We start from the raw sequence: 16,570 nt of genomic DNA on the forward strand, positions 1-16,570 counted from the left end.
GCTCTCAACCCCTGAGCGCTGCTCTCACCCCTGAGTGCTGCTCTCGCAACTGCGCGCCGCCGCTCTCGCCCCCGAGCGCCGCTCTCACAACTGATCACCGCTCTCGTTCGTGTGCACCGCTCTCCTCCTATGGCAAACTGCCCCCATGACCACCCCGCAAGGACCGCAGGGAGCCCGCGCCCGGGCCAGGATCGAGATCACCGCGGCCATCAAGGACGAGGCCCGCCGGCAGCTCGCCGCGGAGGGCGCCGCCAAGCTCTCCCTCCGTGCCGTCGCCCGCGAGCTCGGTATGGCCTCTTCCGCGATCTACCGCTACTTCCCCAGCCGCGACGACCTCCTCACCGCGTTGATCATCGACGCGTACGACTCCCTCGGCGCGGATGCCGAGGCGGCGCACGTCGCGGTCGCCGACGCCGGCCCCCTGCGCCGATGGACCGCGGTCTGCGAGGCGGTGCGCGCCTGGGCGCTAGCGCATCCGCACGAGTACGCGCTGATCTACGGCTCCCCGGTGCCCGGGTACGCCGCGCCGCAGGCGACCGTGCAGCCCGCCTCCCGGGTCGGCCTGCTCCTCATCGAAATCGTCCGCGACGCCCACCGAGGGCTCGGAGTGGCACGCACCAAGCTCCCGGCCGAGTTGCGCGCGGAGGCCGACCGGATGGCGGCCGACCTCGCGCCCGACCTGCCCGCCGAGGTCGTGGCGACGCTGGTCGCGGCCTGGGCGCAGCTGTACGGGCTGGTGGGGTTCGAGTTGTTCGGGCAGTTCAACCGGATCGTGGAGGACCGCGAGCCGTTCTTCCGCCACGCGGTGACCCAGCTCGCGCACACGGTGGGCCTGGTCTACCCGCAGAAGGGCAGGGCGAAGAGCGCGGTCAGCCCACAGGGGTAGCCAGCAGCGCCGGATCCTGGCGCAGTACCCGCACGTGCAGGGCGCGCAGCGCGGGCCCCGGGTCGGCGCCGAGCGCGTCGGCGAGCCGCCGCCGGGCCGCCTCGTACGCCGTCAGGGCGTCGCTGGGCCGCCCAGTCCGGCACAGGGCGAGCATGAGCAGTTCGACGAGCCGCTCGCGCAGGGGGTGGGCGGAGACGAGCCGCATCAGTTCGTGGACGTGGCCGAAGGCGCGGCCCAGCTGGATCTCGCCCGTGAGCCGCTCCTCCAGGACGGTGAGCCGTTTCTCGGTCCAGCGCAGCCGTTCCGCCGTGAGGCAGGGCGCCCGGAGCCCCTCGGCAAAGTCGCCGCGCCACAACTCCTCCGCGCGGCGGGCCAGTTCGACGGCGCCCTCGACGTCTCCGGCGTCCCGTGCCGCCAGTGCCGCGTCGACCAGGAGCCGTCGCTCGCGCAGGTCGGCGACGTCCGCGCCGGTGAGCCGGTACCCGGTGCCCGTCCACACCAGCTCGGGTCCCGCGCCGAGTGCCCGGCGCAGCCCGGAGACGTACTTCTGGACGAGGTTGCGCACATGGACGGGCGGGGCGCCGCCCCACACGGCCTCGACCAGAGCGTCGTAAGAGATCGGCCGCCCCTCCTGGAGCAGCAGGACCGCGAGCACCGCACGCTGCATGGGCGGACCGAGCGGGATCTCCACGCCGTCGCGCAACGCCCGCAGAGGGCCCAGCAGTTCGAAGCGCAGCCCGCGCGGCGCCCCGTCCGCCTCGACCCCCGGGCTCCCCGAACTCTCCCTCGTGCCCTCACCCATGCTCCGAGCCTAACCCGCACGACCCGCACACCGCGTTCCAGTGGATCTTCCAGCGGGCGTTCCAGCGGCCCTTCCAGCGGGCCGGGTGACGGTGTCCCTCACCCCGAACCCCCGGAGAAAGGCCACCTCATGCTCACCCGGCTCGGCCGACTGGCCGTGCACCGCAGCCGTGCCGTCCTGATCGGTGCCCTGCTCACCTTCCTCGGCCTGCTCGTGTACGGCGCCGGCGCGCAGGACGATCTCGACCTCTCGCGCTGGAGCTCGCCCGGCACGGAGTCGGTGCGTGCCGCCGATGAACTGCGCGACACCTTCCGCACCGGCAACCCGAACCTCGCCCTGCTGGTCACCCCGCGCGACGGGGACGTGGACAGTCCCTCCACCGAGCGAGCGGGGCGGGAACTCGCCGCCGAGGTCGGTGAGTTGCCGCTGGTCACCGACGTCACCTCCTACTGGGACGCCGACAGTGCCGCCCTGCGCGCCCGTGACGGCCGCAGCGCGCTGGTCCTGGCCCGGCTCGAAGGCACCGCCACCGAGACGCGCAGGGAACTGGCGGAGCTGTCGCCCGAGTTGACCCGGACCACGTCCGCGATCGACGTCCGGGTCGGTGGGCAGGAGGAGATCTCCCGACAGGTCGGTGAGGAGGCGAGGGCGGACTTCCTGCGGGCGGAGGCGTTCGCGCTGCCGACCGTGCTGCTCCTGCTGGTGCTGGTGTACCGGCGTACGGTCGCCGCGCTGCTGACCGTGGCGGTCGGACTGTTCGCGGTCGTCGGGACGCTGGCCGGGCTGCGGGCGATCGCACAGTTCACGGAGGTGTCGACGTTCGCCGCGAACCTCGCGCTGGTCCTCGGACTCGGACTGGGCATCGACTACAGCCTGTTCGTCGTCACCCGCTACCGCGAGGAGCGGGCGGCCGGACACGAACAGCCGCACGCGGTCGTCCGGGCGACGGCGGGGGCCGGGCGCACGGTCGTCTTCAGCGGCATCACGGTCGCCGTGTCGCTGTGCGCGCTGTTGGTGTTCCCGTTCTTCTTCCTGAGCTCCTTCGCGTACGCCGGAGTTCTCGTCGTCCTGGCCGCCGTCACGGGGGCGGTGCTGTTCCTGCCCGCCGCGCTGGCCCGCTGGGGGCACCGGGTGGAGCGGTCCGCGGCCCCGGCGTCCGGTTTCTGGCATCGCACCGCGCTGCGTGCCATGCGCCGCCCGCTGCTCGCCGGCGCCGGGGTCCTCGCCGTGCTGCTGCTGGCCGCGTCCCCGGTGCTCGGCCTGCGTTTCGGCCTGCCGGACGAGCGCACGCTGCCCGAGGGCACGTCCTCGCGCACCGTTTCGGCGATCGTGCACCGGGAGTTCGCGGCCGAGCCGACCGACACCGTCCAGGTGGTGCTGACCGAGAGGGCCGGCACGCGCGGCTACGCCGCCCAACTCTCGCGTGTGCCCGGCGTGTTCCAGGTCGACGCGCCCGAGGGCACCTACCGGGACGGCGTGCGTACCGGCGCCCCCGGCCAGGACCGGCTCACCGCGCCCGACGGCAGGGTGCGGCTGGGCGTCGTACCGACGCAGGAGGCGATGTCCGGGGATGTGCCGGGGTTCGTCGAGCGGCTGCGGGACACGCCGTCGCCGGTGCCCGCGCTGGTGGGCGGGTACCCGGCGGAGACCACCGACTTCCGGGCGACGCTGCTGGAGCGGCTGCCGTTCGCGGTCGGGCTCGTGCTGGTGGCGACGTACGTGATCCTCTTCCTGATGACGGGCAGCGTGCTGCTGCCGGCCAAGGCGACCGTGCTGAATCTGCTGAGCCTGTCGGTGATGTTCGGCTGCCTGGTGTGGGTCTTCCAGGACGGGCATCTGTCCGGGCCGCTCGGCTTCACCCCGACCGGCACGATCGAGCCGAGCATCCCGGTGCTCATGTTCTGCGTGGCGTACGGCCTGTCGATGGACTACGAGGTGTTCCTGCTGGCCCGGATCAAGGAGGAGCACGACCGCACCCGGGACACCGGGCGCGCGGTCGCCGAGGGCATCCGGCGCAGCGCCCCGCTGATCACGGCCGCGGCCGGGATCCTGGCGCTGTCCTTCCTGTCGTATGCCACCTCGGGGGTCGTCCTCCTCAAGGAGCTGGGCATCGGCACGGCCCTGACGATCCTCGTGGACGCCACCCTGATCCGGGTCGTGCTGCTGCCGGTGGCGATGCGGCTCGCGGGGCGGGCCAACTGGTGGGCGCCGCGGTGGCTGGCCCGGATGAGGGTGCGGGAGGTACTTCGTGGGGAGTACGTGTGATCACCTCGCCCGGCTGACGCGGCGCGCGGCGGGCGCGGTCTAGCGTGGCGGCATGGAAGCACAGCCCGTCCGACGGCTCCCGTGGGCCCGCGACCACGGCGAGGAGGGCGAGCGCCCCCGGTGGCCGTGGCGCTCGACCGTGCTGATCACCGCGTTCGTGCTGGTCGGCTCCCAGTTCGCGGCCGAGCAGCAGGAGGGCGAGCGGGCGGCGCTGGACGTCTTCGCGCGAGTCTTGCTGGTGCTGGCCTGCGGGCAGCTGCTGTGGCGGCTGCGGCGTCCGGTGCCGGTGGTGTTCGGTACGGCGGCCACGGCGGCCGTGTACCTGGGCGCCGGGTATCCCTACGGGCCGGTGTTCCTGACCGTCGCCGTGGCCTGCTTCGGCGCGGTCGTCGCAGGTCATCGGCGGGCCGCCTGGACGGCCGTGGGCATGCTGTGGGCCGCGCACATGCTGGTGGCGCACCGGCTGTACCGGTGGCTGCCGCCGTCGGGGGACTCGGCCGCGTCCTGGGGGCAGGAGGCGGTGATCGCCGCCTGGGTGGCCGCGATCGTGGCGCTGGCGGAGCTGGCCCGGGTACGGCGCGAGCAGTGGGCCCGCGACCGGGCCGAGCGCGCCCAGGCGGCCCGCCGCCGCGCCGACGAGGAACGGCTGCGCATCGCCCAGGAGCTGCACGACGTCCTCGCGCACAGCATCTCCGTGATCAATGTGCAGGCCGGTGTGGGGCTGGCCCTGCTGGACAGCGACCCCGAGCAGGCGCGGGCCGCGCTCACCACCATCAAGTCCGCCAGCAAGGAAGCGCTCGGCGAGGTCCGCCAGGTCCTCGACACCCTGCGCGCCCCCGGTGACGCGCCGCGCGCTCCCGCACCCGGTCTGGACCGGCTGCCGGAGCTGGTGGAGCAGGCGGCGAGCGCGGGCCTCACCGTCGAGGTCGAGGGCGAGGTCCCGCGTCTGCCGCCGGGCGCGGACCTCGCGGCGTTCCGCATCGTGCAGGAGGCCCTCACCAATGTCGTACGGCACTCGGGGTCCCGCCGCGCGCGGGTGACGCTCGATCACGGTGACCGTACGGCGCTGCGGCTGTGCGTCGACGACGACGGACCGGCGACGGGCGCCGACGCGGGCGGCAGCGGCAACGGGCTGGCCGGCATGCGGGAGCGGGCGGCCGCGCTGGGTGGCACGATCGAGGCGGGGCCCCGGCCCGACGGCGGCTTCCGGGTGCTCGCCGTGCTGCCGTTGAGGGGTGAGGAGGGCGGCGGGTGAAGCATGTGCCGCTGTGGAGGCGTGAAGCGTGTGCCGCCGTCGAGGAGTGAGGAGGCCGGCCGGTGATCCGTGTACTGCTCGCCGACGACCAGTCGCTGGTGCGGGCCGGTTTCCGCGCGCTGCTGGACGCGCAGCCGGACATCGAGGTGGCCGGTGAGGCCGCCGACGGTGAGGAAGCGCTGCGCGCGGTGCGCGAACTGCGGCCGGACGTCGTCCTGATGGACATCCGCATGCCCGCCCTCGACGGCCTGGCCGCCACCCGGGGCATCACCGGGGACGCGGACCTGAAGGACGTGAAGGTGGTCATGCTGACCACGTTCGAGCTGGACGAGTACGTCTTCGAGGCGATCCGCTCGGGCGCGTCGGGGTTCCTGGTGAAGGACACCGAGCCGGACGAACTGCTGCGCGCGGTGAGGGCGGTGGTGGCGGGTGACGCCCTGCTCTCACCGGGTGTGACCCGTCGGCTGATCGCCGAGTTCGCGGCCCGGTCCAAGGAGCCCGCCGCGGCGGGGGAGCTGGCCCGGCTCACCGAACGGGAGCGGGAGGTGATGGCCCTGGTCGGCATCGGCCTCACCAACGACGAGATCGCCCGCCGGCTCGTCGTCAGCCCGCTCACCGCGAAGACCCACGTCAGCCGCACGATGGTGAAGCTCGGCGTCCGCGACCGGGCCCAACTCGTCGTCCTGGCCTACGAGTGCGGGCTGGTGCGGCCGGGCTGGCTGGGCTGAGCCGGCCGCCGGAAACGTACGAGGACCGTGATCACGCGGGCGGCGAACAGGACGGCCGCGAGCACCGTGCCCGCGCGCAGGAGCAGGGTCTCCGGCGTGGCCGGCAGGTCGAAGAGCAGCGCCGGTCCGGCGATCGCCCCGAAGACGACCGCGGCCGCGAAGGCCGCGCTGAACAGCGCGTATCCGATCTCGACGGTGATGGCGTCGCGTTGGGCCTGGGTGCGCCGTGCACCGTTTTCGTGTCGGTCGATGCGGTTTCCCCCGTGCATGGTCATGACCGGAGTGAAACAGGCGAGTGCCCGGCGGGGCAAACGGCCCCGCCGGGCACTCGGGGGAGGCGGTGCCCCCGTTCAGTCGCGGACCGCAACGCGCTCCGCGTCCGCCTCCTTCACGGTGGACCTGGCGACGACGACCGAGTGCGCCTGCGGCCGGCGTCGGGTGAACAGACCCGGGAGGGTGATCAGCAGGCCGAGCGCGGCGATCGCGGCGACCACGATCAGGCCGGGCCGGTAGCTGTCGAGGACGGCCTGGGCCGTGGCCTCCTCGGGGGCGCCCGCCGTGACCACCGCCGTCACGACGGCCAGGAAGATCGCGCCGCCCACCTGCACGGAGGTGTTGAGCAGTCCGGAGACCATGCCCTGCTCGTGGTCCTCGACGCCGTTGGTGGCCTGGATGTTGAGCGACGGGAAGACCAGCGCGCAGGCCGCGCCGATCAGCAGCATGCTCGGCAGGATCGCGACGGCGTACACCGGGTCGAGGTCGACGCCGAGGAACAGCGTGTATCCGACGACCATCAGGGCGAAGCCGACCGCGATCAGCCGTTGGGTGCCGAACCGGTCGACGAACGAGCCGACCTTCGTCGAGGAGATCGCGACCAGGGCACCCGCGGGCAGGAAGGCGAGCGCGGTGTGCAGGGCGGACCAGCCGAGCAGCGACTGCATGTACAGGGTGACCAGGAACTGGAAGCCGACGTACGAGCCGAAGAAGGTCATGGCGCCGAGCTGGGCGCGGATCTGGTTGCCTGAGCGCAGTACGCCCAGCCGGATCAGCGGGCCCGCCGAGCGCCGCTCGACGAGGACGAAGGCGGTCAGCAGGACGGCGACGGCCAGGAAGGACAGCAGGGTGCGGGCCGAGGCCCAGCCGCTCTCGGGGGCCTGGACGACGGTGAAGACCAGCAGCAGCATCGAGGCGGTGCCGAGGACGGCGCCGGGGACGTCGTAGCCGTTGTGGTCCTTCTCGCGGGTGGTGCGCGGCAGCAGCTTCAGGCCGGCGGCCAGGGCGATCAGGGCGATGGGCGCGGGCAGCAGCATGGTCAGCCGCCAACTGGCCTCGGTGAGCAGGCCGGAGAGCACCAGGCCCATGGAGAAGCCGGTGGCGGCGCAGGTGGTGTAGATGGACAGGGCACGGTTGCGCAGCGGGCCCTCGGGGAACGTGGTGGTGATGATCGACAGGCCGGCCGGGGCGGTGAAGGCCGCGCTGAGGCCCTTGATGAAGCGGCTGGCGATCAGCAGGGGGCCGGAGTCGACGAGCCCGCCGAGCAGCGAGGCGAGCGCGAAGACGCCGAGGGCGACCAGGAACACCTGGCGCCGGCCGAGCAGATCGGCCGTGCGTCCGCCGAGGAGCAGCAGGCCGCCGTAGCCGAGGATGTACCCGCTGACGATCCACTGCAGCGTCGAGGTGGACAGGCCCAGGTCCGAGCCGATGGACGGAAGGGCGACGCCGACCATGGAGACGTCCAGGGCGTCGAGGAACATCGCGGCGCAGAGCACCAGCAGGGTGCCCCACAGCCGGGGAGTCCAGCGAGCCGCCGACGCGGCCGCCGTAGTGGTGAGCGGAGAGGTCATGGCGACGACACTACATGCATATGCATGAGATGCAAGCGCATTTTATTCTCGTGCAATAAATGCGCGGCTCTGCTACGGTGCGGCCATGTCGGCGAAGAATGCCCAGCAGGCGCTCGTGGACCAGTGGCGCGACCTCCTCGCGCTGCACGCCCGCACCCAGTGCGAACTCGACCGGGCGCTCGGGCAGCACGGTCTGTGCGCGAGTGACTTCGAGGTCCTGGACGTGCTGGCGGAGGGCGGCTCCTACCGGGTCCAGGAGATCTCCGAGCGTGTGCACCTCAGTCAGAGCGCACTGTCCCGCCTGATCGCCCGGCTGGAGAAGGACGGCCTCGTCGAGCGCGGCATGTGCCCCGAGGACCGCCGTGGTGTGCGTGTGGCGCTCACCGGGAAGGGGCGCGCGCTGCACGGGGCGGTCCTGCCCGAGCAGCGCGCTGTGCTGACGAGGATGCTGACGGAGCCGGCCGGGCCGGCCGAGCCGCCCGGGCCGGAGGGCTGTTAGCCGATCGGGCTGTCAGCCGATCGGCGACAGCTCGCGCCACAGCTCGGCGAGCGCCGCGTCACCGGTGATCCGTGGGACGGGCACCCGGTTCCACAGGGCGAGATACAACTCCCGTGCGGGCCCGGACAGTTCGGCGTCCGCCGGGCCGTCCTCGTCGACCGTGGTCACCGGCGGCGCCGCCGCCGACAGCCGTACGCTCCACACCCCGTCCGGTTCCGTCGCGCGCACCCGCAGCAGCCGCGGCTCGTCCGTGCGCACCCGGCTCTTGGGGCGCGCGTGGAAGCCGCGCAGCAGCTCGTCGATGCCGTCGGCCGCGAATTCGTCGTCCACCGGTGTCGGTTGTACGCCGAGGGCGGTCTGCGCGTCGTAGCGGTGCACGGTCGTCTCATGGGCCTGGCGGCGGGTCCAGAACGCCAGCGGCGAGGGGTTGGGCGCCGGGTGGAAGGTCCAGCACCGCACATCGGCCGGAGCCTCGGCCAGGGTGTCCACGAGCCGGCGGTGGCTGTCGCGGTACCAGGCGACCAGCTCGGCACCGTCGAGGCCGGGCTCCTCGCCGAGGGGGCGCGGCTCGGTGATCCCCTCCCGTACGAACGCGGCCGCCCACACATGCACGGCCCCCGTGTGCCGCAGCAGGTCGCGCACTTGCCAGCCGGGGCAGGTGGGCACCTTGGCGTCCACACCGGCCTCCGCCGCGGCGTCCGCGAGCAGCCGGCCTTCGGTGTCCAGGGTGGCGAGGTGTCGTGCGATCTCCATGGGCAGGAGTCTGCCGGATGGAGGGCGCTCCAGCGCAAGGCGTTTTCCGCACCGGTTCGCCGGCGGTTGCCGCGGTCCGCACCGTGGCCCAGAGTCGAAGGAGAAGGACGGGGAAGGACGGGGAAGGACGGAGAAGGACGAGGCAGCCGCCTGCACCGGTGGAGGTGGAGACCATGTCCGGACGAGTCGGATGAGGCGGAGGACCTATGCGGACTCCTCGATGCCTGACGGCCGCGCTGACCGCGGCCCTGCTGTGGACCGTCACCGGCTGCGGCGCCGCGTCCACGGCGGAGGCGGCGCCCGGCCCCACCCCCGGACAGCGCTACACGACCAGGGCCTTCGCCGTACCGTTCACCGTCGAGGTCCCCGCGTCCCTCGGCAGCCGTCCCACGAAGGACACCCGCACGTTCCTGACCTGGCTGAAGTCCGACGGCGACAGGGTCAGGTTCCTGCTTCCCGCAGCGGTCTACCGGCCGGGCCGCACCACCCCCGAGAAGCCGCCCGCGAGCTACGAGAAGTACCTGGCGTTCCTGCGGGGCCACACCGACTACCACGCCCAGTGGCGGGACAGGCGCGAGACGACCGTCGACGGCCACCCCGCCACCCTGATGACCGGCACCACCGACTGGTCCCTCGACGGCACCCTCGGCTGTCCCACCCGCACCGGTGACGCGGGCGACGACTGCTACGGCCTCCAGCCCGAGTTCTCCCTGCGCCTGGCCGTCGTCGACCTCGACGACAGGTATCTGGTGGCGTGGACGAGCGTGAACGTGGAGAAGGAGCCGGACACGGCACCGGACTTCACCCGGTTCGAGACGATGCTGCGCAGCCTCAGGTTCGCCCCGGGCTCCTGACGGGGGCGCCGTCCGGCGCGTGGTCAGCCGGCCGAGGCATACCTCGGCGGGGCCCGGTCAACGGCCCGGTTCAGCCGAGCGCGCGGTCGAGGTTGAAGGCCGCGCTGATCAGGGCGAGGTGGGTGAACGCCTGCGGGAAGTTGCCCTGTTGCTCCCCGGTGCTGCTGATCTCCTCGGCGTAGAGGCCGAGATGGTTGGCGTAGGTGAGCATCTTCTCGAAGGCGAGACGGGCCTCGTCCAGCCGGCCGGCGTGCACGAGCGCCTCGACGTACCAGAAGGAGCAGATGGAGAACGTGCCCTCGTCGCCGCGCAGCCCGTCGGGGCTGGCCTGCGGGTCGTAGCGGTAGACCAGTGAGTCGGACACCAGGTCCTGGGTGAGGGCGTCCAGCGTGGACAGCCACTTGGGGTCGGTGGGCGCGATGAACTTGGCGAGCGGCATCATCAGCACGGCCGCGTCCAGCACCTCGCCGTCCTCGTGCTGCATGAACGCCTGGCGGGACGCGGACCAGCCCCGGCTCATGATCCGCCGGTAGATGGTGTCGCGGACCTCCCGCCAGTGGCTCAGGTCGGCGGGCAGCCCGCGCCGGTGGGCCATCCGGATGGCCCGCTCGATCGCCACCCAGCACATCAGGCGCGAGTAGAGGAAGTTCTTGCGCCCGCCCCTCGTCTCCCAGATGCCCTCGTCCGGCTGGTCCCAGTGCGCGCACACCCAGTCGACGAGCGCGCACACGTCGTCCCACTGATCGCTGGAGACGGGCTTGGCCCACTTGTCGTAGAGGTAGACGGAGTCGATGAGCGCGCCGTAGATGTCGAGCTGGAGCTGGTCCGCGGCCGCGTTGCCGACCCGGACGGGCGCGGAGCCGCGATGGCCGTCCAGATGGGGGAGTTCACGCTCCGTCAGATCGGTGCGGCCGTCGATGCCGTACATGATCTGCAGCGGTCCGGAGGCACGGCCGTCACCCGGGGTGATGTGCCGGGTCACGAACTCCATGAACGCCTCGGCCTCGCTGCTGAACCCCAGTCGCAGCAGGGCGTAGACACAGAACGCGGCGTCGCGCACCCACACGTAGCGGTAGTCCCAGTTGCGTTCACCGCCGAGCTGTTCGGGCAGGCTCGTGGTGGCCGCGGCGACGATCGCGCCGGTGGGGGCGTAGGTGAGCAGCTTCAGGGTGAGGGCGGAGCGGTGCACCATCTCGCGCCAGCGGCCCCGGTAGCGGGACTGGGCGAGCCAGCGGCGCCAGTACGCCACCGTCGAGGTGAACTGGCGTTCCGCCTCGGTGCGGGCGCAGCCGCGCGGCTGGACGTCGCCGCCGACCTGGTCGAGCGCGAACACCGCGGACTCGCCCTCGGAGAGCTTGAAGTCGGCCCGCGCGTCCGGGCCTCGGAGTTCCAGCGGGACGGTCGCGGTCAGCGCGAGGGAGAGGTTCTCGGACGCGAACACCGCCATGTCGCCGACCATGCGCAGGGTGTGCGGCTGGGCGCCGTAGTCGAAGCGGGGCGCCACCCGCACCCGGAACGGCAGCGACCCGCGCACGCACACCACCCGGCGGATGAGCCGGTGCCGGTCGGCCTCGACCGAGCCGCCGCCGACCGGCATGAAGTCCTGCACCTCGCCGACGCCGTCCTCGGCGTAGAAGCGGGTGATCAGGACGTTGGTGTCGGGGAAGTAGAACTGCTTGGTGCGGGCCGGGCCGATCGCCGCGAGTTCGAAGCAGCCGCCGCGCTCGGCGTCCAGGATCGCGGCGAAGACGCTGGGCGCGTCGAAGGCGGGGCAGCAGTACCAGTCGATCGTGCCGTTCGTGCCGACCAGGGCCACCGTGCGCAGGTCGCCGATCAGGCCGTGGTCGGAGATCGGCAGGTACGGGTCCCCGCCGGCCGCCTCGAACGTCGGTGTCCCGGCCATCGCAGCCTCCCTCACGGGCTCGCAGCACAGCGCGGCTACCAGCTTAGACAGGAAACCCGGAGGTCACACGGCGCGGACGGTGATCCCCGCCTCCTCGAAGCGGCGGACCGTGTCCTGCTCCACCGCCGAGTCGGTGACCAGGGTGTCCACGGCCTCGGCCGCGCAGATCCGGGCGAAGGCGCGGCGGCCCAGCTTGCTGGAGTCGGCGGCGACGACCACCCGCTCGGCGCGCTCGCACAGCAGCCGGTTGATGGCCGCCTCGGCCTCGTCGTGCGCGGCGGCCCCGTGCGTGACGTCGAAGGCGACGACCCCGAGCACCGCCACATCGAGGGTGATCTGGCCGAGCACCCCGTCCGCGAGCGGCCCGATCAGCTCGTACGACTGGGCGCGGGCCACCCCGCCCGTCACCACGATCTTGAACTGGGGCCGCACGGCCAGTTCGTTGGCGATGTTCAGGGCGTTGGTCACGACGGTCAGCGCGGGGGAGCCCGAGCCGAGGTCCGCCCGCACCGCCAGCGCGCGCGCCACCTCGGTCGTGGTGGTGCCGCCGGTCAGGCCGACCGCCTCGCCGGGCGCGATCAGATCCGCCACCGCCCGCGCGATCCGCTGCTTCTCGGAGGCCCGGCGGGCCGTCTTGTAGCGCAGCGGCAGCTCGTACGACACCCCGTGCACGACCGCGCCGCCCCGGGTGCGCACGAGCATCTGCTGCTCGGCGAGCTGGTCGAAGTCGCGCCGGATCGTCGCGGCCGACACCCGCAGCTCGGCCGCCGCCTCCTCGACGTCCAGCCGGCCCCGCTCGACGAGCAGCTCCAGCAGCGTCTTCCAGCGGGCGTCCCGCGACATCCGCACCTCCAGCGGTTCCTTGCGTCTTCCTTGCGTCCCTCGGGTTCCCGGCGACCCTAGCGCACCCGCCGCCAGCAGGAACGACGGCGAAATGCTTGAAGATGCTCGAAAGCTCGCGCTATCTTGCACGAACAATCACCACTCGGGAGGGGTACGGCATGACCCATGTCGAGGACGAGCTCAGCAGCCAGCCGGAGTGCTGGACGCGGGCCGCGCAACAGGCACCGGAGCACCGCGCGGCACTGCCGGCGGCGGGGGAGCGGGTCGCGATCGTCGGCTGCGGCACCTCGTACTTCATGGCGCAGGCCGCCGCCGCCCTCCGCGAGGGCGCGGGACAGGGCGAGACGGACGCCTTCGCCGCCTCGGAGTTCCCGCACGGCCGCTCCTACGACCGGGTCGTCGCGCTCACCCGGTCCGGCACCACCACCGAAGTTCTGGAGCTCCTGCGCGAGTTGAAGGGACGTGTACGCACCGGCGCGGTCACCGCCGACCCCCGCACCCCGGTCATGGACGCCGCGGACGACCTGGTCGTCCTCGACTACGCCGACGAACGCTCCGTCGTCCAGACCCGGTTCGCCACCACCGCGCTCACCCTGCTGCGCGCCCACCTGGGCCTGCACAATGAGGCCGTCGTCGCCGACGTCCGCACCGCCCTCGCCGAGCCGCTGCCCGAAGGCCTGGTCGACCGCGCCCAGTTCACCTTCCTCGGCCGGGGCTGGACCGTGGGCCTCGCCAACGAGGCCGCGCTGAAGATGCGCGAGGCGTCGCTGTCCTGGGCCGAGGCATACCCGGCCATGGAGTACCGGCACGGGCCGATCAGCGTCACCGGGCCCACCACCGCCACCTGGATGTTCGGCCAGGCGCCCGAGGGGCTCGCCGAGCAGGTGCGGGCGACCGGCGGGCGCTGGCTGGCCGGGCGCCTCGACCCGCTCGCCGAACTCGTCCGCGCCCAGCGCCTCGCCGTCGCGGTCGCCGCGGCCCACGGCCTGGACCCGGACAACCCGCGCCATCTGACGCGCTCGGTGATCCTCACGCCCTGAACATCCGACACCCTTCGTCTCCGGGGAGCCCGCGTGTCCCTCAGCACCACCGGTGAGCTCGTCGCCCGCGCCGCCGCGGCCCGCCGTGCCGTCGCCGCCTTCAACGTCGTCACCCTGGAGCACATCGAGGCCGTCATCGCCGGCGCCGAGAACGCCGGTGCGCCCGTCGTGCTCCAGGTCAGCGAGAACGCCGTCAAGTTCCGCTACGGGCGCCTGCTGCCGCTGGCCCGCGCCGCCGTCGCCGCGGCCGAACGGGCCGGCGTGCCCGTGGCCCTGCACCTGGACCACGTGCAGAGCGACGCACTGCTGCGGCAGGCGCCCGAGGCCGGGTTCAGCTCGGTGATGTACGACGCCTCACGGCTGCCCTACGCCGAGAACCTCGCCGCCACCCGTGCCGCCGCCGACTGGGCGCACGCTCAAGGCCTGTGGATCGAGGCCGAGCTGGGCGAGGTCGGCGGCAAGGCGGGGCGTCCAGCGCTGGACGCGCACGCGCCGGGCGCCCGGACCGACCCCACTGAGGCCCGGGCGTTCGTCGCGGACTCCGGCGTGGACGCCCTCGCCGTCGCCGTCGGCAGTGTGCACGCCATGACCACGCGCACCGCCGCCCTCGACCACGAACTGCTCAAACGCCTCGCGACCGCGCTGGACGTGCCGCTCGTGCTGCACGGCTCCTCGGGCGTCCCCGACGACGAACTCACCGCCGCGGTCACCGGCGGCATCACCAAGGTCAACATCGGCACCGCCCTCAACGTCGCCATGACCGGCGCCATCAGGGAGCACCTCGCCGCCCACCCCGAGGCGGTGGACTCCCGCACCTACCTCAGCGTCGGCCGCGAGGCGATGGCGCACACCGTCACCGGCCTGGTGCGGCTGCTCGGCTCCACCGCTACCGCCTGACCGCCTTCAGCACCACGAACTTCGGGTCGCTCGCGACGAGTTCGCTGTTGCCGAAGACCTTGCGCAGCTTCACGTGGTACCCGAGGTGCCGGTTGCCGATCACCCACAGCTCACCGCCCGGCCGCAGCACCCGCCGCGCCCCGGTGAACATCCGCCACGCCGTGGAGTCGGTGGTCGCCTGGTGGGAGTGGAAGGGCGGGTTGTTCAGCACGAGGTCGACGCTGCCCTCCGCCACGCCCGCCAGCCCGTCCCCGACCCGGAACTCGGCGTGCCCCGGCACGCCGTTGGCGCGGTACGTCGCCTCCGCCGAGGCCACCGCCTGGAACGACTCGTCGGTGAACAGCACTTCGGCCTCCGGGTTGGCCAGCGCCACCGCCGTCCCCACGACGCCGTTGCCGCAGCCCAGGTCCACCACCCGGCGGGCGCCGCGCGTCCCGGGCAGGTGCCCGAGGAAGAACCGGGTGCCGATGTCGAGGCGGTCGGCGCAGAACACCCCCGCGTGGTTGACGACCGTACGGCCCGACACGGGACCGACCCCGCCGGGCAGGTCGTAGCGGTACGGCCACGGGTTGGCGGGCCGCTCCAGCGACAGGTCGGGTGTGCAGAAGATCAGCCGCGCCTTCCTCTCGGCGAGCGAGGTGCGGGTCGGGCCGATGATCCGCTCGAACAGCTGGAGCGTGGAGGTGTGGATCTCCTTGACCATGCCGGTGCCGACGACGACCGTGCCCTCGTGCAGCGCGGGTGCCAGCCGCTGGAGCTGGTCCTCCAGCAGGGCGAGGCTCTTGGGCACCCGCACCAGCAGCACGTCGATCTTCCGCGGCGGCGTGTCCTGGGTGGTCAGCAACTGCACGGCACCCGGCTCCACACCGGCCCGGGCGAGGTTGGCCCGGCTCGCCTCCTGGCCCAGATAGGAGTCGGTGATCTGCACCGGCCGGTGCGCCGCCAGAGCCGTCACCAGCGCGCCCCACCGGTCGCCGAGCACCACGACCGTGCCGGACAGGTCGACGCCCGTGCCGGCGAGATGCCGCAGCAGGTACTCGTCGGAGGCGTCCCAGGCGCGCAGCCTGTCGCGCGGGTCCTCGGGGAAGCGGGCCAGCCGAAGCTCGCCCCACGGAGTCGTCATACGGTCGTTCATCGTGCGTCCAGGCTAGCCGAGCCGCAGCTCAGCGCGGGTGGGGGAGGATGGGCGCATGGAAGCCGAGCTGTTCCCCCGCGCGCGCACCGAGCTCGCGCCGGGCGCGGTGCACGTGCCGGACTGGCTCGACGAGGCCCGCCAGCGCGAGCTGCTGGCCGCCTGCCGGGCGTGGGCGCGGCCTCCGGCCGGGCTGCGCACGGTCCGCACCCCCGGCGGCGGCACCATGACCGCCCGCCAGGTCTGCCTGGGCTGGCACTGGTACCCGTACGCCTACGCCCGCACGGCCGTCGACGGCGACGGCACCCCGGTCAAGCCCTTCCCGGCCTGGCTCGGCGAACTGGGCCGACGGGCGGTGACCGACGCCCTGGGCTCACCCCTGGCGGACGAGGCCCTCGCACCACCGGCGGCGGGCGAGCCCCTGGGCTCACCGGCGGTCGGCGAGCCCCTGGGCTCACCGGCGGGGAAGGCTTCGGCCTCACGGGCGGCGGGCGAGACCCCCGGCGGGCAGGCACCCCCGTACGACATCGCGCTGATCAACTTCTACGACGGCGACGCCCGCATGGGCATGCACCGCGACGCCGACGAGCGCTCGGACGCGCCGGTGGTGTCGCTGAGCCTCGGCGACACCTGCGTCTTCCGCTTCGGCAACACCGAGACGCGCAACCGGCCGTGGACCGAGGTCGAGCTGCGCAGCGGGGACCTGTTCGTGTTCGGCGGGCCGTCGCGTCTCGCGTACCACGGGGTGCCGAAGGTGCTGCCAGGCACCGCGCCCGCCTGGCTGGGGCTGACCGGACGGCTGAACATCACCCTGCGGGTCAGCGGCTTCCCGGTGGCCGGGCCCTGACGCGGATCATGGGAGACTCGCC

At 73.1% G+C, this 16,570-nt stretch carries 16 protein-coding genes; 9 read left to right on the forward strand and 7 right to left on the reverse strand.

Translation table 11 applies throughout. The features are described from left to right. Window positions 1–145: 145 nt before the first annotated feature. A complete protein-coding gene (locus ACIGXJ_RS14040; RefSeq protein WP_399644301.1) occupies window positions 146–886 on the forward strand; it encodes a TetR/AcrR family transcriptional regulator in 741 nt (246 codons plus the stop codon). Here ACIGXJ_RS14040 and ACIGXJ_RS14045 read toward each other — a convergent pair. Further along, window positions 870–1,688, reverse strand: coding sequence for a BTAD domain-containing putative transcriptional regulator (locus ACIGXJ_RS14045; protein ID WP_399644303.1), 819 nt, complete (start codon window positions 1,686–1,688; stop codon window positions 870–872). The genes ACIGXJ_RS14040 and ACIGXJ_RS14045 overlap by 17 nt on opposite strands. Window positions 1,689–1,817: 129 nt before the next feature. Between ACIGXJ_RS14045 and ACIGXJ_RS14050 the strand changes: the two genes are divergently transcribed. The 3 genes from ACIGXJ_RS14050 (at window position 1,818) to ACIGXJ_RS14060 (ending at window position 5,936) form a co-directional block, all read left to right on the forward strand. Next, on the forward strand, window positions 1,818–3,953 hold the full coding sequence (locus ACIGXJ_RS14050) for an MMPL family transporter (protein ID WP_399644305.1): 2,136 nt from the start codon (window positions 1,818–1,820) through the stop codon (window positions 3,951–3,953). A gap of 52 nt (window positions 3,954–4,005) precedes the next feature. Then, window positions 4,006–5,208 carry a sensor histidine kinase gene (locus ACIGXJ_RS14055; RefSeq protein ID WP_399644308.1) on the forward strand — a complete coding sequence of 401 codons (1,203 nt, stop codon included), beginning with the start codon at window positions 4,006–4,008 and terminating at the stop codon, window positions 5,206–5,208. 62 nt (window positions 5,209–5,270) lie between these two features. Next, window positions 5,271–5,936 carry a response regulator gene (locus ACIGXJ_RS14060; protein WP_399644310.1) on the forward strand — a complete coding sequence of 222 codons (666 nt, stop codon included), beginning with the start codon at window positions 5,271–5,273 and terminating at the stop codon, window positions 5,934–5,936. Here the strand turns inward: ACIGXJ_RS14060 and ACIGXJ_RS14065 are convergent. After that, the gene (locus ACIGXJ_RS14065) at window positions 5,897–6,211 is read right to left on the reverse strand and encodes a DUF6332 family protein (RefSeq protein ID WP_399644314.1); all 315 of its coding nucleotides are present in this window, start codon (window positions 6,209–6,211) and stop codon (window positions 5,897–5,899) included. The genes ACIGXJ_RS14060 and ACIGXJ_RS14065 overlap by 40 nt on opposite strands. Window positions 6,212–6,286: 75 nt before the next feature. Continuing rightward, a complete protein-coding gene (locus tag ACIGXJ_RS14070) occupies window positions 6,287–7,780 on the reverse strand; it encodes an MFS transporter (RefSeq protein ID WP_399644316.1) in 1,494 nt (497 codons plus the stop codon). Window positions 7,781–7,865: 85 nt separating this feature from the next. Here ACIGXJ_RS14070 and ACIGXJ_RS14075 point away from each other — a divergent pair, with 85 nt between their 5' ends. Further along, window positions 7,866–8,279: a MarR family winged helix-turn-helix transcriptional regulator gene (locus tag ACIGXJ_RS14075; RefSeq protein WP_399644319.1), complete on the forward strand. Its 414-nt coding sequence runs from the start codon at window positions 7,866–7,868 to the stop codon at window positions 8,277–8,279. A gap of 12 nt (window positions 8,280–8,291) precedes the next feature. On the opposite strand, the gene ACIGXJ_RS14080 is transcribed toward ACIGXJ_RS14075, so the two are convergent. Next, complete coding sequence (locus ACIGXJ_RS14080; RefSeq protein ID WP_399644322.1) at window positions 8,292–9,032, reverse strand: maleylpyruvate isomerase family mycothiol-dependent enzyme; 741 nt, start codon at window positions 9,030–9,032, stop codon at window positions 8,292–8,294. A 206-nt stretch (window positions 9,033–9,238) separates the two neighbouring features. Here ACIGXJ_RS14080 and ACIGXJ_RS14085 point away from each other — a divergent pair, with 206 nt between their 5' ends. Continuing rightward, window positions 9,239–9,886 (forward strand): hypothetical protein, encoded by a 648-nt coding sequence (locus tag ACIGXJ_RS14085; protein ID WP_399644324.1) that lies wholly within the window; start codon window positions 9,239–9,241, stop codon window positions 9,884–9,886. A gap of 70 nt (window positions 9,887–9,956) precedes the next feature. On the opposite strand, the gene ACIGXJ_RS14090 is transcribed toward ACIGXJ_RS14085, so the two are convergent. Both ACIGXJ_RS14090 and ACIGXJ_RS14095 read right to left on the reverse strand, forming a co-directional pair. Beyond that, a complete protein-coding gene (locus ACIGXJ_RS14090; RefSeq protein WP_399644326.1) occupies window positions 9,957–11,789 on the reverse strand; it encodes a glycoside hydrolase family 15 protein in 1,833 nt (610 codons plus the stop codon). A 63-nt stretch (window positions 11,790–11,852) separates the two neighbouring features. After that, the gene (locus ACIGXJ_RS14095) at window positions 11,853–12,632 is read right to left on the reverse strand and encodes a DeoR/GlpR family DNA-binding transcription regulator (RefSeq protein WP_399644328.1); all 780 of its coding nucleotides are present in this window, start codon (window positions 12,630–12,632) and stop codon (window positions 11,853–11,855) included. A 158-nt stretch (window positions 12,633–12,790) separates the two neighbouring features. On the opposite strand from ACIGXJ_RS14095, the gene ACIGXJ_RS14100 reads away from it, so the two are divergent. Further along, complete coding sequence (locus ACIGXJ_RS14100) at window positions 12,791–13,672, forward strand: SIS domain-containing protein (RefSeq protein WP_399644330.1); 882 nt, start codon at window positions 12,791–12,793, stop codon at window positions 13,670–13,672. 33 nt (window positions 13,673–13,705) lie between these two features. Further along, window positions 13,706–14,569, forward strand: coding sequence for a ketose-bisphosphate aldolase (locus ACIGXJ_RS14105; RefSeq protein ID WP_399644333.1), 864 nt, complete (start codon window positions 13,706–13,708; stop codon window positions 14,567–14,569). Here ACIGXJ_RS14105 and ACIGXJ_RS14110 read toward each other — a convergent pair. Next, window positions 14,559–15,692, reverse strand: coding sequence for a methyltransferase (locus ACIGXJ_RS14110; RefSeq protein ID WP_399644849.1), 1,134 nt, complete (start codon window positions 15,690–15,692; stop codon window positions 14,559–14,561). The two genes, ACIGXJ_RS14105 and ACIGXJ_RS14110, sit on opposite strands and share 11 nt — an antisense overlap. 67 nt (window positions 15,693–15,759) lie before the next feature. Between ACIGXJ_RS14110 and ACIGXJ_RS14115 the strand changes: the two genes are divergently transcribed. After that, window positions 15,760–16,548 (forward strand): alpha-ketoglutarate-dependent dioxygenase AlkB family protein, encoded by a 789-nt coding sequence (locus tag ACIGXJ_RS14115; RefSeq protein WP_399644336.1) that lies wholly within the window; start codon window positions 15,760–15,762, stop codon window positions 16,546–16,548. The last annotated feature ends 22 nt before the right edge of the window (window positions 16,549–16,570 follow it).

This window comes from Streptomyces sp. NPDC053367, from assembly GCF_044545925.1.
In the GTDB taxonomy this organism is placed as follows: Bacteria; Actinomycetota; Actinomycetes; order Streptomycetales; family Streptomycetaceae; genus Streptomyces.